Annotated in this window: 12 protein-coding genes; 9 read left to right on the forward strand and 3 right to left on the reverse strand. The window is 70.6% G+C overall.

The genetic code is table 11. The features are described from left to right. Window positions 1–8 precede the first annotated feature (8 nt). The 8 genes from ACOCEP_RS25750 to gntA all read left to right on the forward strand — a co-directional run bounded on the left by ACOCEP_RS25750 (window position 9) and on the right by gntA (window position 8543). Complete coding sequence (locus ACOCEP_RS25750) at window positions 9–2939, forward strand: type I polyketide synthase (RefSeq protein WP_482331549.1); 2931 nt, start codon at window positions 9–11, stop codon at window positions 2937–2939. Next, window positions 2936–3781, forward strand: a complete 846-nt coding sequence (locus ACOCEP_RS25755; RefSeq protein WP_482331550.1) for a 3-hydroxyacyl-CoA dehydrogenase family protein — start codon at window positions 2936–2938, stop codon at window positions 3779–3781. The genes ACOCEP_RS25750 and ACOCEP_RS25755 overlap by 4 nt, the downstream gene beginning before the upstream one ends. Window positions 3782–3885: 104 nt before the next feature. Then, window positions 3886–4137: an acyl carrier protein gene (locus tag ACOCEP_RS25760; RefSeq protein ID WP_007029786.1), complete on the forward strand. Its 252-nt coding sequence runs from the start codon at window positions 3886–3888 to the stop codon at window positions 4135–4137. Window positions 4138–4149: 12 nt separating this feature from the next. Beyond that, complete coding sequence (locus ACOCEP_RS25765) at window positions 4150–5289, forward strand: acyl-CoA dehydrogenase family protein (RefSeq protein ID WP_482331551.1); 1140 nt, start codon at window positions 4150–4152, stop codon at window positions 5287–5289. Next, a complete protein-coding gene (locus tag ACOCEP_RS25770; protein WP_482331552.1) occupies window positions 5286–6344 on the forward strand; it encodes an HAD-IIIC family phosphatase in 1059 nt (352 codons plus the stop codon). Before ACOCEP_RS25765 ends, ACOCEP_RS25770 begins: the two co-directional genes overlap by 4 nt. Further along, window positions 6341–7087 carry a thioesterase II family protein gene (locus ACOCEP_RS25775; protein WP_482331553.1) on the forward strand — a complete coding sequence of 249 codons (747 nt, stop codon included), beginning with the start codon at window positions 6341–6343 and terminating at the stop codon, window positions 7085–7087. The genes ACOCEP_RS25770 and ACOCEP_RS25775 overlap by 4 nt, the downstream gene beginning before the upstream one ends. Further along, complete coding sequence (locus ACOCEP_RS25780; RefSeq protein WP_482331554.1) at window positions 7084–7842, forward strand: 4'-phosphopantetheinyl transferase family protein; 759 nt, start codon at window positions 7084–7086, stop codon at window positions 7840–7842. Before ACOCEP_RS25775 ends, ACOCEP_RS25780 begins: the two co-directional genes overlap by 4 nt. Continuing rightward, window positions 7839–8543 carry a guanitoxin biosynthesis heme-dependent pre-guanitoxin N-hydroxylase GntA gene (gene gntA / locus ACOCEP_RS25785; RefSeq protein ID WP_457955758.1) on the forward strand — a complete coding sequence of 235 codons (705 nt, stop codon included), beginning with the start codon at window positions 7839–7841 and terminating at the stop codon, window positions 8541–8543. The genes ACOCEP_RS25780 and gntA overlap by 4 nt, the downstream gene beginning before the upstream one ends. Before the next feature lie 236 nt (window positions 8544–8779). Here the strand turns inward: gntA and ACOCEP_RS25790 are convergent, their stop codons facing one another. Further along, window positions 8780–11146, reverse strand: coding sequence for an ATP-binding protein (locus ACOCEP_RS25790; RefSeq protein WP_482331555.1), 2367 nt, complete (start codon window positions 11144–11146; stop codon window positions 8780–8782). Between the two features lie 295 nt (window positions 11147–11441). Further along, complete coding sequence (locus tag ACOCEP_RS25795; protein ID WP_482331556.1) at window positions 11442–14225, reverse strand: AAA family ATPase; 2784 nt, start codon at window positions 14223–14225, stop codon at window positions 11442–11444. Window positions 14226–14399: 174 nt separating this feature from the next. Here ACOCEP_RS25795 and ACOCEP_RS25800 point away from each other — a divergent pair, with 174 nt between their 5' ends. Continuing rightward, window positions 14400–15017, forward strand: a complete 618-nt coding sequence (locus ACOCEP_RS25800; RefSeq protein ID WP_482331557.1) for a TetR/AcrR family transcriptional regulator — start codon at window positions 14400–14402, stop codon at window positions 15015–15017. Between the two features lie 3 nt (window positions 15018–15020). On the opposite strand, the gene ACOCEP_RS25805 is transcribed toward ACOCEP_RS25800, so the two are convergent. Continuing rightward, window positions 15021–15407: a DUF7715 family protein gene (locus ACOCEP_RS25805; RefSeq protein ID WP_482331558.1), complete on the reverse strand. Its 387-nt coding sequence runs from the start codon at window positions 15405–15407 to the stop codon at window positions 15021–15023. Between the last annotated feature and the right edge of the window lie 56 nt (window positions 15408–15463).

Below are 15463 nucleotides of genomic sequence, written 5' to 3' on the forward strand. Positions count from 1 at the left end.
ACCACCCCATGACCACGCGAGAACGGGACACCGGCGACGACATCGCGATCGTCGGCATGGCCGGGAACTTCCCCGGCGCGCCCGACATCGGCAAGTTCTGGGCCGATCTGTGCGCCGGCCGCGACGGCATCACCCGGATGACGCGCGCCGAACTGCTGGCCGCGGGAGTGCCCGCCGAAGTCGCCGACGATCCCGCCTTCGTCCCCGCCGCCGGGTTGCTGCCCGGGATCGACCGCTTCGACGCCGACTTCTTCGGCTACAGCCGCGCCGACGCCGAACTCCTCGATCCGCAGCACCGGCTGTTCCTCGAATGCGCGTGGCACGCGCTGGAGGACGCGGGCGTCGACCCCGACCGGATCGAGGGCCTCGCAGGGGTATTCGCCGGCGGCGCCCCGAGCACGTACCTGCTGTCGAACCTGCTGTCCAACGACGTCACCGCGCTGACCGTCGGCCCGGACCAGCTGATCCTGCAGAACGAGAAGGATCTGCTCGCCTCCCGCCTGTCCTACGCGCTCGACCTGACCGGCCCGTCGGTCAGCGTGCAGAGCTGCAGTTCGACCGCGCTCGCCGCCGTCGCGCAGGGCTGCTCCAGCCTGCTCACCGGCGAATCCGACCTGGTCGTCTCCGGCTCGGTTTCCGTTGTGGTGCCTCAGGAACCGGGCTACCTCTACCGCGAAGGCAGCCGGTTCGCGCCCGACGGGATCAACCGGATCCTCGACGCGGGCGCCAACGGCAAGGTCCCCGGCAACGGTCTCGGCGTCGTCGTGTTGCGGCGGCTGGAGGACGCGCTGGCCGACGGCGACCGCGTCTACGCGGTGATCCGGGGCTGGGCCATCCACCACGAGGGCAATCGCGCGCGGCAGGGGTTCAACCTGCCGGGCGTGCCCGGTCAAGCCGCCGTCGTCGCCGAGGCGATGGCCGCCGCCGACGTCGAGCCGGACGAGATCGACCATGTCGAAGTGTCCACTTTGGGCACTCCGTTCGGCGACGTCGCCGAGATCTCCGCGCTGCAGAAGATCTTCGACGTCGACGGGGTCGAGCGGGTCACGCTCGGTTCGATCGACGCGAACCTGGGGCATATCAACCAGGCGGGCGGCGTCGCCCGGCTGATCAAGGCCGCGCTGGCGTTGCACCACGAGAAGCTGCCGCCCGCCGTCAACTTCGAGAAGCCCAACCCGCAGCTCGCCCACAGCGGTGACAAGCTCGTCGTGCAGACGGAACTGGGGGACTGGCCACGCGGCGAGCGGCCGCGGCTGGCAGGCGTCAGCGCCTACGGCTTCGGCGGCACCGACGCCCACGTCGTCATCGAGGAAGCGCCGGAGGACTGCCCGGAACGTCCGTCCGCCCGTCCGCATCAGCTGCTCGTGTGGTCCGCGCGGACCTCCGAAGCGGCGGACGCGATGACCGGCAGGCTCGCCGCGCACAGTCCTGAGTGGACAGACCTGGCCGATGTCGCGTACACGTTGCACAACGGGCGGAAGGCGTTCGAGCACCGGCGGATGACGGTCGTGTCCTCCGAGAAAGACGCCGCCGACGCGTTCGCGTCCGTGATGGCCGAAGCGGACTCAAAACCGCGGAAGGCCGGCTTTCTGCTCGCCGGGGTCGGCGAACAGTACCGAGGCATGGCAGGCGGGCTCTACGAAAGCGAGCCGGAGTTCAAGGCCGCCGTCGACGAATGCGCCGCACTGTTCCGCGAGCACCTCGGCACCGACCCGACGGCGAGCCTGCACGGCTCCCGTGGTTCCGATGGCGGCGACCTGGCCCGGTTGCTGGGTCGCGCGACCGACAGCGAGGACGCGGCTCCGTCGGTCACCCAGCCCGCCGTGTTCACCCTCGGCTACGCGCTCGGCCGTCTGCTGCGCGCGTGGGGAATCCAGCCGTCCGTGCTCGCCGGATACAGCGTCGGCGAGTTCGCCGCCGCCACCCTCGCGGGCGCGCTGACCCTGGAAGAAGCCACCGCGCTGGTCGCCACCCGCGCGAGGCTGATCGAGAAGCTGCCGGAAGGCGCGATGGCCGCGGTCCCGCTCGGCGCCGCCGAACTCACCGCGCTGGTGGGCGACGTGACGGCGTTCGGCGTCGACGTCGCCGCGGTGAACGGGCCGCGGATGATCGTCGTGTCCGGCACGGGCGACGGCGTCGAAAAGCTGGCCGCCGAACTCGCCGGGCACGGTATCCCCGCCAGGCCGCTGCGCACCACGCATGCCTTCCACTCGCGGGCACTGCGCCCGGCCGCGGCGGAACTGACCGCGTGGGCGCGGAAGAACCTCACCCCGCGCGAGCCGGAAGTGCCCTACCTGTCGAACGTCACCGGCGCGCCGATCACGCTCAAGCAACTGAAGGATCCCGGCTACTGGGCCGAGCACATGTGCCGTCCCGTCCGGTTCGCCGCGATGATCGAGCATCTTGCCAGTGTTTCCCCGGATACCGTGTTGCTGGAACTGGGAGCCGGGCAGTCGCTCGGCTCGATGTTCCGCGGTCACCCCGATTTCCCGCAGACCTCGTGGCCGCTGCTGGTTCCGACCCTGCCCGGCGAGGCCGACCCCCGCCAGGACACGGCCGTGCTCACCGAAGCGCTCGGCCGCGCCTGGCTTTCCGGGGCGGACATCGACTGGCGGGCCTATCACGACGGCCGCGACCCGCGGAAGACCACGTTGCCGGGTTATCCGTTCCAGCGCGACCGCTACTGGATCGAGCCGACCCGGGCCGTCGCCGACGTCGCGCTCGGCGCCCGGTCCGCCGACACCCCGGTCTACCTGATCGAAGGCGAACTGGACGTCACCGCCCGCGACCTGGCCACCCGGCTGGGCGCCGAACTGGGCGCGACCGTCGTGTTCGCCGAGGAGCACCCCGGCGGCGCCGACGCCGTCCGTGCCGCCCACGGCCGGCTCGACGGCGTGCTGGACCTGACCACGAGCAACGCAGCCAAGGAGGAACGATGACCCTCGTCGGAGTCGTCGGCGCCGGTGTGATGGGCACCGGGGTCGCGCAGAATCTCGCCACCAGCGGGCACGACGCCGTGCTCGTCGACGTCGACCCGGGCAAACTGGCCGACGCCCGCGACCGGATCGAACTCGAATGCCGGATGAGCCGCATGCTCGGCGGGCCCGAGATCGACGCGGCCGAGGTGCTGGGCCGCATCACCTTCGGCACCGAGCTCGAACTGCTCTCCGAGGCCGAAGTGGTGATCGAGAACATCACCGAGAACTGGGACCTCAAGTCCCGCCTGTACCCGAAACTCGACGAGGCCTGCAAGGCCGACACCGTGTTCGTCGTCAACACCTCCGCCATCCCGATCACCAAGGTCGCCGCGCTCACCCGGCGCCAGGACAAGGTGATGGGCGTGCACTTCATGAACCCGGTGCCGATGAAGCCGTCGTGCGAGTTCATCCCCGGCTACCACACCAGCGAGTCCACAAAGGACACAGTGCGCGAGCTGCTGCTCTCGATGGGGAAGAAGCCGATCCCGGTCAACGACGCCTCAGGGTTCGTCTCGAACCGCGTGCTGATGCTCACCGTCAACGAGGCCGCTTTCCTCGTGCACGAAGGGGTCGCGGACGCCGAGACGGTCGACGAGGTGTTCCGCGGCTGCTTCGGGCATCCGATGGGCCCGCTGGAGACCGCCGACCTGATCGGCGTCGACACGATCCTCTACAGCGTCGAGGTGCTCTACGACGAGTTCAACGACAGCAAGTACCGGCCCTGCCCGCTGCTCAAGCAGATGACCGCGGCCGGGCTGCACGGACGCAAGAGCGGCAAGGGTTTCTACAACTACAGCGGCTGAGCTGCGGCCCTCGTGAGTGGTAAGGACGGTTCTAACCGTCCTTACCACTCACGAGGCCCATCGGCCGCCGCATCGCATCTTCATACTCACGAAAGGCATCCACCATGTCGCAGGACGTCCGCGGTGAGATCCGCGGCTTCATCGGCGCGAAGTTCCCCAGCCTGTCGTTCACCGACGAGCAGGACATCTTCGCGCTGGGCTTCGTGAACTCCCTGTTCGCGATGGAGCTGGTCATGTTCATCGAGAAGGCGTTCGCCACGCGGATCCCCAACGAGGAACTGAAGCTGGACAACTTCCGCACCGTCACGCGGATGACCGAGCTGGTCGAGCGGCGCACCGCCGCGGCCGCGCACTGAACGGAGAACGACGTGAGGGCGAGGACACGGCCCGAAACGCCGGCGGTCGAGGTGGTCGGGCGTTTCGTCGACGAGGAGGTCGGCCCGCACGCGGACGCGTGGGACCGGGCCGAGCGCATCCCCCCGGAGGTGCTGCGGCGGGTGGGGGAGCTGGGACTGTGGGCCCCGTTCCTCCCCGCCGAAGCCGGCGGCGCCGGGCTGGACATGGTCACCCTCGGGCGGCTGCACGAGGAGACCGGCCGCGGCTGTTCTTCACTGCGGAGCCTGCTCACCGTGCACACGATGGTGACCGCGACGGTGAACCGCTGGGGTGACGACGAACAGCGCGAGCGCTGGCTGCCCGCCCTGTCCGACGGTGCGACGCTGGGCGCGTTCTGCCTGACCGAACCGGACTTCAGCGGCAGCGACTCGACGGCCGCGGGCACCGTGGCCGTCGCCGAGAACGGCGTCTGGACACTGCGGGGGCGCAAGACCTGGATCACCGGCGGCCAGGTCGCCGGGCTGCTGCTGGTGTTCGCCGGCACGGCCACCGGGATGAGCGCCTTCCTGGTGCCCGCGGATCAGCCGGGGGTCCGGGTGACCCCGGTCCGGCACATGCTCGGCACCACGGCGAGCATGCTGGCGACCATCGAGTTCGACGACGTCCGGCTCGACCCGTCCGCGCTGGTCGGGCCGCCGGGCTGGGCCGCGGGCACGGTGATGACCGGCGCGCTCGACCTCGGGCGCTACAGTGTGGCGTGCGGTTCGGTCGGGATCGTGCGGGCGGCGCTGTCGGCGTCGGCCGCCTACACCTCGGCGCGTTCGGCGGGCGGCGGGCTGCTGCGGGATCTGCCGCAGATCCGCGCCAAGATCAGCGAGATGGTCACCGCGCGCGACGCCGCGCGCCTGCTGTGCGAGAAGGCCGGACGGCTCAAGGACGCGGGCGATCCGGCGACCATCATGGCGACCTGGGTGGCCAAGTACTTCGCGTCCACGGCCGCGGCCAAGGCGGCTTCGGACGCGGTCCAGATCCACGGCGCGAACGGCTGCGGCCCGGACTATCCGGTGGCCCGGCTGTACCGCGACGCGAAAGTCATGGAAATCATCGAGGGCAGCACCCAGATCCAGGAGCTGACCATCGCGGACGAGGCTTACCGGGAGGTGCCGGGATGATCAGGGACAGCACAGTTTTGGAGAAACCGAAGCGCGGCCGCATCAAATGCGTGGTGTGGGACCTGGACAACACGCTGTGGGACGGCACCCTGCTGGAGGACGGCGAGGTCACCGTACGGCCGGAGGTCGTGGCGGAGATCAAACGGCTGGACGAACTGGGTGTCCTGCATTCGGTGGCCAGCCGCAACGACCACGAAGCGGCGATGGCGCGGCTGAAGGCGGCCGGGCTCGACGAGTACTTCCTGTACCCGCAGATCAGCTGGAACCCCAAATCCGGGTCCGTGGAACGGATCGCGAAGGCGCTCAACATCGGCCTCGACGCGATCGCGTTCGTCGACGACCAGCCGTTCGAGCTCGCCGAGGTCGCGCACGCGCTGCCTTCGGTCAAGACCGTCGACGTGGCGACGCTGGGGGAGGCGCTGGCGTCGGAGGAGTTCCGGCCGAAGTTCGTCACCGACGAGTCGCGGGTGCGCCGCGAGCTCTATCGCGCGGCCGCCGTGCGGGAGCAGGTCGAACAGGACCACGAGGGCACCAGTGAGGAATTCCTGTCCACTCTGGACATGAAGTTCACGATCGCCCGTGCTCAGCGGGAGGATCTGCAGCGGGCCGAGGAGCTGACCGTCCGCACCAACCAGCTCAACTCGACCGGCCGGACCTACTCCTACGACGAGCTGGACGAGCTGCGCACCTCGCCGGACCACGTGCTGCTCGTCGCGTCCCTCTCCGACAAGTACGGCGGTTACGGCAAGATCGGCCTGGCACTGGCCGAACGCGGCGCGCCCGCCTGGCATCTGCGGATGATGCTGATGTCGTGCCGCGTGATGTCACGCGGGGTCGGCACGGTCCTGCTCAACCACATCATGGGGCTGGCGAAGGACGACGGCGCGAAACTGCGCGCGGACTTCGTCGAGACCGGCCGCAACCGGGTCATGTACGTGACCTACGCGTTCGCGGGTTTCACCGAGATCTCGCGGGACGGCGACCGGCTCGTCCTGGAGTCCGATCTGAGCACGATCCAGCCGCCGCCGCCCTATCTGACGATGGAGCTGCGATGACCGCTCCGAGCACGGCACGTCCCTGGCTGCCCGGCGGGCTCCCGCCGGGCGGGGTGACCAGGCTGTTCTGCTTTCCGCACGCCGGCGCGAGCGCGGCGGTCTACCGGGACTGGGTCCTCGCGGCGGGCGACGAGCTGGTCGTCCTGCCGGTCCAGCTGCCCGGCCGTGCCGAACGCGGTCGCGAGACACCGCACGAAGACGTCGAAAGCCTGGTCGAGGCGGCGATCGAAGGGCTCGGCGACGCACTCACGGGGGACTTCGCGTTCTTCGGGCACAGCGTCGGCGCCCTGACCGCGTACCTGCTCACCCGCAGGCTCGCCGAGCGCGGGGCCACACTGCCGAAGCACCTGTTCGTGTCCGGGCGGGCGGCCCCGCAGCTGCCCGACACCCGGCTCCAGCTGCGAGCGCTGCCCGACGAGCGGCTCGCCGCCGAACTGCACGCCCTCGGCGGTCTGCCGGACGTCCTGCGCCGCGAGCGCGAGCTGCTGGCGATGTTCCTGCCGCTGATGCGAGCCGATCTGGCGGTCAACGAGACCTACCGGCATGTCCCGGGGGAACCGTTGCCGGTGCCGTTGACCGTGTTCGGCGGCGACCGCGACCCGCGGGCCGATCCGGACGAGCTGGCGGCGTGGCTCGAACTCGCCACCGACTCGACGATGGTGACCTATCCGGGCGGGCACTTCTATCTCGAACAGCACAGGCCGGCGCTGCTGGACGTGATCCACCGGAAGCTGGGCCGATGACCACGCAGTGGTTCACGGCGTGGAAGCAGCCCTCGGGCGCGCTGGGGGAACGGCTCCGCCCCGGCCGGGACGTGCACGTGTGGCGAGTCGCCCTCGCGCGGGTGCTCGGCCCGGGCTCGGCAGAGGCCTATGGTCTGCTCGGCGCGCTCTCCGAAGACGAGCTGCGCCGGGCCGCCGCCATCACGGTGGACGAGGAACGGGCCCGTTTCCTGGCCGCGCACGTCGCGCTGCGCGACATCCTCGCGTCCTACACGGGGACTCTGCCGTCCGAGCTGCGGTTCACCCGCGACGGTGACCGCCCGGCCTTGGCCGGCCCGACGGGGATCGAGTTCAGCCTGTCCCGATCCGGCGCGCTGGCGCTGGTCGCGGTCGCGGCCGGGGTCCGGGTCGGCGTCGACGTCGAAGAGGTCCGGGAGGTCGACCATCACGGCCTGGCCGCGCGGACACTGCGGCCGGAAGAGGCCGACGCCGTCCGCGAGCCGCTGACCTTCTTCCGGTACTGGACCTGCAAGGAGGCCTACCTCAAGGTCGACGGCACCGGACTGGCCGGACTGCCGGGGCCCTCCTTCACCCTCACCGGCGGCGACGTCGCCCTCGACGACCGTCCTGAGTGGACGATCACGGAACTGGACGCCGGCGCCGGCAACGCGGCCGCGCTGGCCGTCCCGGCGCGCCCGGTCACCGTGCGCGCCTTCGACTGGCTTCCCGGCAGGCGTCGAACGGCCGGGGAGTATCGGAAAGGCGGAGTGAAATGAGCGACCCGAAAGCGGAGCTCGAAGCGTTCATCCAGACCACGGAGTTCAGCTGCCTCGGAGCTCGCGCGGCGTTGAAGAAGGGCTCGATCGTCCACGGCCACTACCCGGCGCTGGGCGATCCGGAGTCGGCGCGTGCCCACTACCGCGACATGCTCGGCTACGCCCGCGACATCCGGCCCACGTTGTCGGACAAGAGCTTCCGCACGTTCGTGTCCACCTTCGAGGAGCCCGGCGGGGTTCTGGACGAGGAGGAGTACGAACGGCTGCTGTGGCGCCACCTTCAGCTGATCCACGACATCGACAGCCGCACCTACGGCCTCGACGAGGGCGCCACCTCGGACCCCAACGAACCGAACTTCGGATTCCACGTCGCCGGGCACTCGTTCTTCGTCGTCGGCATGCACCCGGGTTCGTCCCGGGCGAGCCGCCGGTTCTCCCGGCCGGCGATCGCGTTCAACTCGCTGATGCAGTTCATGTTGCTGGGGGACAAGTTCTTTTCGATGCAGGACGCGATCCGCAAACGCGAGACGACCAACAACGGCTCGGTCAACCCGAGCTTCACCACCTACGAGTACCAGATGCCGTCCCGGCACTTCTCCGGGCGGATGACCGAAGAGGACTGGAAGTGCCCGTTCACCTCGCGGCACGAGCCCTCTTCGGTCAAGTACACCTCGGACGTCATGCAGCGCCCCACCGGCTGATTCCCTCACGACAAAGCCCCCGGCCGCCTCGGCCGGGGGCTTTCGTCGTGGCGGAGCGCGTAACTCGCGTGATCAGAGGCGTAACTCGCGTGTCCAGAGGCGTAACTCACCTGATCACGCGAGTTACGCCTTCAATCACGCGAGTTACGCGCTCAATCACGCGAGTTACGCCTTCAATCACGCGAGTTACGCGCTCAATCACGCGAGTTGCGTCTTGGGGCCCGGTGGCGTTCCGGTCAGGCGAGGGCTTCGACGCGGCGCGGGGCCGGGCGCCGGAGCAGGGCGGTGCGGGTCGCGCGCGGGATCCGCTGGTAGACCAGCTCCCGCAAGGTCGCGCGGCGGAACGTGTAGCCCTCGTCGTCTTCACGGCGCAACACAGCGAGGCTCGCGAGCCGGGACAGCGTCCCCTCGATCTCGGCGGTGTCGCGGCCGCAGACCGCGGCGACGTCCTCGGCGGTGAAGGCGTCCCCGGCGAGGCTGGCCGCCTTCAGCAGCGACTTCTCGGCGGCGGGCAGGTTGTCGAGCTGCGCGGCGAGCGTCCGGCGGACCAGCGGGGGCGTCATCGCCTGGCCGAGCCCCGGAAACGGGGTGGTGCGGCCGTGTACCTCCTCGGCGTACGCGTGCGCGAACCTGGGGTTCCCGCCGATCCTGGCGATCAGTTCCTGCCTGCCGCGGATCAGCCGGGCGGTACCGGGAAGCAGCTTGTCGAGCAACTTGCCGACGGCGTCGTCGGCGAGCGGCGCCAGCGTCACCGTCGTGCCGCAGTGATGGCCGGGTTCGCCTTCCAGGAGCCCGGGCCGCGCGGAGGCGACGATCAGCACCGGCAGTCCCGCACAGGCTTCGCCGAGCCTGTCGACGGAGTCGCGGGTCTCGGCGTCGGCGCGGTGCAGGTCGTCGGCGAGCACCACCAGCGGCCCGTAGGCGGTCAGTTCGGCGGCAGCGGCCCGAAGCGCGGCGTCGCCACCCTCGGCGCGCAGCCGGGACGCGGTCTGGGGGAGCAGCCCGGGAACGACGGCGAACGCCTCGGCGACGTCGGCCCCGGCGTCCAGCACCCGGATCCGGGGTTGCTCGGCCAGGGTCTCGGCGAACTCGGCGAGGAGCCGTGTCTTGCCGATCCCGGGCTCGCCGAACACCGTCACCCGATGCGGGCGCCGGCTCCGCTCGACGAAACCCAGAAGGTGGTTCAACAGATCGCGGTCATGGTCCCGGCCGACGAAGCCGCCGGGATCGGCGGGCTCCGCGATCGGATGCTGACGGGCCGAGACGGCGTGCCACCAGCCAGGCGAGTCTTCGGATGCTTCGTGCACCACGGCGGGTTCGGAGGCTTCGCGGACGGCGTCCGACACGCGGATCCGGCCCTCGGGCGCCCGCAGGGCCGAGCGGACACAGCGGTCCAGCACGGGGCCGGCCACCTGCCCGGGACCGGCGGCGGTGAACTCGACGAGCACGTCCCCGCTGTCGACACCGATCTGGGTCGCGATCCCGGCCGTGGCCAGCCGGTCGAGGATCCTCAACGCCGTCCGGGTCGCGTGGACGGCGTCGTCGTCACCGGTCCGGGGGAGCCCGAACAGGGCCAGCACGACCGGCCCCGACTCGCCGGGCGGATACGCGCCCGCGGCGATGGCCTCCTCCTCGACGACGGTCCGCAGGCGAGCCTGCGCCTCCACGGCCTCTTCGGGATCGTCGTCCGGCGTGGCGAGCGCGACCCCGACCGCGACGACCGGCTTCCGCTCGCTCTCGACGGGCTCCGTACGGGGCAACGCGATCACCGGCGCGGGGGTGAACGGGAGCGGCTCGACCACCGGGGCGGGCCCGGGTTCGGGACGCGGATCCGGCCGCCGGGTGAGCAGGGTTTCGTCATGCTGGAGGATCGCGCGTTCCAGCTCGCGCAGTTCCTTGCCCGGCTCCAGTCCGAGCCCCTCGGCGAGGCTGGCCCGCGTCGCGCGGTAGACCTCGAGCGCGTCCACGTGACGGCCGCATCGGTAGAGCGCGGTCATGAGCTGGGCGTTGAGCCGCTCGCGGTTCGGGTTGGCCTCCGCCAGCCCGCGCAGATCGGTGAGCACCTCGTGGTGGTGCCCGCGGTCCAGCTCCAGCCCGAAAAGATCCTCGTGGACGGCGATCCGCTGGTCCTCCAGCGCGACCAGCTCGGGCCACACCACACCGGTCTCGGTGAGGTCGGCGAGCACCGGGCCACGCCACAGCGAGAGCGCGTCGCGATAAGCCGACACGGCCTGCTCGACGTCACCGGCCGCCTGCGCAGTCCGCCCTTCGGCGGCGAGCCGCCGGAACCGGGCGACGTCGACCTGCTCGCTGTCGACGCGTAGTAGGTAACCGGGCGCGTGCGTGAGCAGCATCGCCTGTTCGGTGGCGCCGGTGCGCTGGGCCAGCGTCGAGCGCAGCCCCGAAACGGCGTTCTGCACCATCTTGCGCGCGGTGGCCGGGATCTCGTCCGCCCAGATCGCCTGCAGCAACGTGCTGGTCGCGATGACCTCGTTGTGCCGCAACAACAGATAGGCGAGCACGGCCCGCTGGGTCGCCCCGCGCAACACGACCGGACGTCCGTCGTGCACGACGGTGAAGGGGCCGAGGAGGTCGAAACGCACAGGGTCACCACCTTGTTCGGGACTTGCGAAGACGATCTCCACCGTGGCCCCGCACCCCGCCCCCGGACAACGCCACGGCGCGGATACTGGCTCGGTGCCAGTGGCACCCGAGAACGATGCCAGTTACCGCCCGATGTGTTGACTGTGGACGTTCGCCTCTGCTAGACGCGCGCGCCCGCCCTCCGCATTTAGTCCTCTGGATGCGAGGCTTCTGTGCGTGATGAAGTCCCTCAAGGAGGCCTTCACGGCCAGGGGGATAGCGCCGCGGACCCCTTAGTCCTCTGGGTGAGGTGGGTCAGGTCAGGTATTCGCCGGTCAGGATCGCCGCCGCGAGTTCCACCCTGGAGGTGTATCCGGTCCGCGAGAAGAGCCTGCTGAGCCTGCCCTCCACGCTTTTCTCGCTGGTTTCGAGGACGACGGCGAGCTGCCGGTTGGTGAGTCCCTCGGCGACGAGGATCGCCAGGAGGCGCTCGTTCTCGGCGGTCGTCTCCGTGCGGCCGGGTCCGGCGAAGCCGTTGTCGCGCAACAGTTTCCGCACCCGGCCACGCCAGTACCAGGCGCCGACCTCACCGAACATCTCGTACGCGTCGGTCCACGACTGCTCCGGTCGGTGCCCGGCGAGGCCCGCCTGAAGGAGCGTCATCGCCGACTCGTAGGGAACGTCGTCGCGTTCGCGCGCGATGGCCGCGGCGCGCCGGGCCGAGGCCGGTTCGCGATGGACCACCGCGCGGGCGAGGTGGTGGTTCTGGTGCGCGCGGGCGGTGTCGAGCTGGGTCGCCGTGCGCGCGGACCGCCGCACCCAATGTTCACCCTCGCGTTGTTTGTCCCGCGCCAGGGCGGAGCGCGCCAGGTCGGCCCAGAGGTCTTCGGTGCCCAGGAGATAGCCGCCCGCGTCGGCGCTGCGCGCGGCGGAGTACAGCAACGCGTCCGCGCCTTCGGTGTCACCGAGTTTGCTGAGCACGCTGGATTCGGCGTGATCGATCGTGTGCTGGATCCCGGACGGGCGGCTGTCGGCGGCCAGCGCCCTGGCCCGGGCGAGCCGGCCCTGCGCGCCGAGGATCCGGATCGCGCATTGTGTCAGCAGGCAGTGCAGCGGCCTGGCCGGATCGGTGCCGCCCAGTATCGTCCGCCGGGCCAGTTCCATCGCCTCCGGCCAGTCCCCGCCGAGGTAGTTCAGCGCGAACAGGTTGGGCCCCGGCAACTGGTCCAGCGTCATCCCGGCCTCGATGACCAGCCGTCGCGCCTGCCGGAGTTCTCCCAGCTGCAGCAACATCTCCACCTCGAACCGGCGCTGTTCGACGCGGTACTGCGGAAGATGCCCCGCACGCCACAGTTCCGGATGGGCCAGGAGCGTGTGGAGCTGGGACGTGTCGCCGAGCACGACGCCGCAGGCCGCGAGGAACATCGTGCCGAAGTCCGCGGTGATGTGGTTGCCGCCGGTCCACACCGCGCGCGTCCGCTCCAACAGGTCACGCGCCTCGATCCAGCGATGGCTCAGCACCAGGGCATAGGCCCGGTTGATCACCATCAGCGCCGGGTCGTCCGGGAGCACCGGCGACGCGCCCGCGGCGATTTCGGCGAGCTCACCCAGGTCGCCGCGGGCGGCGAGCCCGGAGATGAACACGACCGAAAGTTCCTGTGCCTCCGCGTGTTCGAGGTGGCCGAGATGTTTGCAGAGCACCTGCCGTGCGCAGTCCCCGGCCTCGGCCGCCCGGTAGTGCAACGCCTTCGCCGCGCTCAACAGCATCAGCACGACCGTCCGTGCCGGCGGTTCGGTGACCCAGGACAACGTCGCGTGAAGCCACCGTTCCGCCTTCGCGCCGTCGGTGAACAGGACCCGCTTGCCGTTTTCGAGGAGCTCGCGCGCCGCGCGCCGCGTGTCGACGAGCGATCCGGCCTGGGTGATCCAGTCGAGCGCCACATCCGGATCCGAGACGGACGCGGAGCCGGACCACACCGCCTGGACCGCCTGAGCGGCCAGGCTGCGCGCGGCGTACGGCCCGATCTTCGCCAGCAGGGCGTCCCGCACGGCGGGGACCCGGAACCGGTGCCCGCCGTCGTGCTCCCGCACGAGGACACGTTCGGCGACGAGCCTGTCGAGCACCGTCCGGAGGTCCTCCTCGCGCCATCCGAGCGCGGTCGCGGCCAGGCCGGGGGCGGAGGTGCCGAGCGGGCAGAGCACCGCCATCGTCTCGGCGGCTTCCCTGACGCCGCCACCGGCCTCGGTCACCGCCAGCAGGAGCGGATGGACCTCGGTGGCCACCGGCTGGTCGACCCGCTCCACGCGGTACGCGGTGCGGTCGACGATCCGCAGGGCCCCGGCCGCCCGGTAGCCGCGCACGAGCGCGGTCAGGGCGGCGGGATTGCCCCGGGCGGCGGTGTGCAGCTCGCTCACCAGGCCGTCGTTCGGCAAGGCCGAGACCAGCCCCGTCAGCAGTGACCGGGATTGCGCCCGCGACAGCGGACGGAGGAACCGCACCTTCGCGCGCCCGCCCGCCCTGAGCCGGGCGAAGGCGCCTTTCAGCGCCGGACTCCCGGACAGGTCGTCCCCCGCACCGATCCGCACCGTCGCGACCACGCTGATCGGTGTCTCCGCCGTACAACGGTGCAGCAGCGCGCTCACCAGCCGGGCGGTGTGCTCGTCGACCCACTGCGCGTCGTCGACCAGGACCACCAGCGGCGTCTGGACCCGGAGCAGCGCGAACACGGCGGTCGCGATCTTCGCGACGGTCTCCGGGGTCGGCGTGGTCTCGCCCGCCCTGGCGAGCATGGCCAGCACGGAACGCCGCGCGGGCTCCTCCTCGGCCCGGTCCTCGCCGAGCAGGACGAGCAGCCGGAAGATCACCCCGTACGGGAGCGTCCGGTCGAGCTCGGCCAGCCGCAGAACCAGCACCTTGGCCGACGGGGTGAGCTCCTCGGCGAGCCTGTCCAGCACCGTGCCGCGGCCGCAGCCCGGCTCCCCGGCGAGCACCGTCAGCGGGGTCGTGCCCAGCGCGGCTTCGTCTCGCAGGATCCCGACCTCCTCGACGCGGACGTCCGCCCGTGGTCCCGTCCCGGCGCCCGGGTGCCTGGTGCTCATGCGCCCAGTTCACCAGGACGGGACCAGGCTGGCCGTCACCCAACCGTATGAATCGGGTGATCAAGGTCCGCCCAGCCGCCCAGGGGCCCGGTGATCGGTCCCGGGAACCGGCGGTTGCCCGGGCGTCGACAAACCGGCCGGTATGCTGAGTGTCCGAACGAGAAGGGGCCGGCCATGACACGAGCGACCACCAGGAAGGCCGAGGCCGGCGGCGAAGACCAGGCCGCCGTCCCGCGCCGTCTGCTGTCGCACGCCACGAAGCTCTTCGCGAAGAAGGGTTTCGACCGCACCTCCGTTCAAGAGATCGTCGAGGCGGCCGGGGTCACCAAGGGCGCGATGTACCACTACTTCGGCTCCAAGGACGACCTCCTTTACGAGATCTACGCCCGGGTGCTGCGCGCGCAGACCGAGCAACTGGAAAAAGTGGTTTCGAGCGAGGCTCCGCTCCGGGAACGGCTGCGTTCCGCCGCCTCGGACGTCGTCGTCAGCACGATCGACAACCTCGACGACAACACGATCTTCATGCAGTCCATGCACCAGCTCAGCGTGGAAAAGCAGAAGGCCGTCCGCGCGGAACGCCGCAAGTACCACGAGCGGTTCCGCACGCTGATCGAGGAAGGCCAGGAGTCCGGCGAGTTCCGCGCGGACAAACCGGCCGACGTGATCGTCGACTTCTTCTTCGGGTCGGTGCACCACCTCGGTTCGTGGTACCGGCGTGGCGGCGCGCTCTCGGCGCGCCAGATCGGTGACCACTTCGCCGAGCTCCTGCTGGCCGCGCTGCGCCCCGAGTAGCGCTCAGCCCCCGGGTCTCAGCCGTTCGGCGAACCAGTCTTCGCGGCGTTCGAGCACCGTCCCCACCTCCCAGCCGGAGGCGAGCGCGAGCAGATCCGTGGCCACGTCTTCGGCGGCTTCGGGCGGCCAGCCTTGATCGGCCAGACTCACTCGCAACGCTTCGGTGTAGTCGGAATAGGTGTAGCCGGGCAGTTCCGCGACGAGCGCCGTCGTCGTCCCGCGGTGCGAGCTCAGCCCGCCGAACGCCCGGCCGCAGCCGCATCGGGAATCGGGCGAGGTCTCGCCGTCGCCGCAGGGCGGGGCGACCCAGAGCAGTTCGCCTTCCACGCAGTGGTCGAAGTCGTTCTCCCTCGCGCCCTGGGTCTTCGAGGTGGCCACGAGCAGTTTCATGATGACTCCCTGTTCGATCTGATGTTCGAACAGGTATACCGGCGGGGTCCGACACT

The sequence above is a fragment of the Amycolatopsis sp. CA-211722 genome, from assembly GCF_056828465.1.

Coding starts and splice junctions, on each gene's coding strand:
- ACOCEP_RS25750 (WP_482331549.1), top strand. CDS start 9: ATGACCACGCGAGAACGGGACACCGGCGACGACATCGCGATCGTCGGC.
- ACOCEP_RS25805 (WP_482331558.1), bottom strand. CDS start 15,407: ATGAAACTGCTCGTGGCCACCTCGAAGACCCAGGGCGCGAGGGAGAAC.
- gntA (WP_457955758.1), top strand. CDS start 7,839: ATGAGCGACCCGAAAGCGGAGCTCGAAGCGTTCATCCAGACCACGGAG.
- ACOCEP_RS25780 (WP_482331554.1), top strand. CDS start 7,084: ATGACCACGCAGTGGTTCACGGCGTGGAAGCAGCCCTCGGGCGCGCTG.
- ACOCEP_RS25770 (WP_482331552.1), top strand. CDS start 5,286: ATGATCAGGGACAGCACAGTTTTGGAGAAACCGAAGCGCGGCCGCATC.
- ACOCEP_RS25775 (WP_482331553.1), top strand. CDS start 6,341: ATGACCGCTCCGAGCACGGCACGTCCCTGGCTGCCCGGCGGGCTCCCG.
- ACOCEP_RS25760 (WP_007029786.1), top strand. CDS start 3,886: ATGTCGCAGGACGTCCGCGGTGAGATCCGCGGCTTCATCGGCGCGAAG.
- ACOCEP_RS25800 (WP_482331557.1), top strand. CDS start 14,400: ATGACACGAGCGACCACCAGGAAGGCCGAGGCCGGCGGCGAAGACCAG.
- ACOCEP_RS25755 (WP_482331550.1), top strand. CDS start 2,936: ATGACCCTCGTCGGAGTCGTCGGCGCCGGTGTGATGGGCACCGGGGTC.
- ACOCEP_RS25795 (WP_482331556.1), bottom strand. CDS start 14,225: ATGAGCACCAGGCACCCGGGCGCCGGGACGGGACCACGGGCGGACGTC.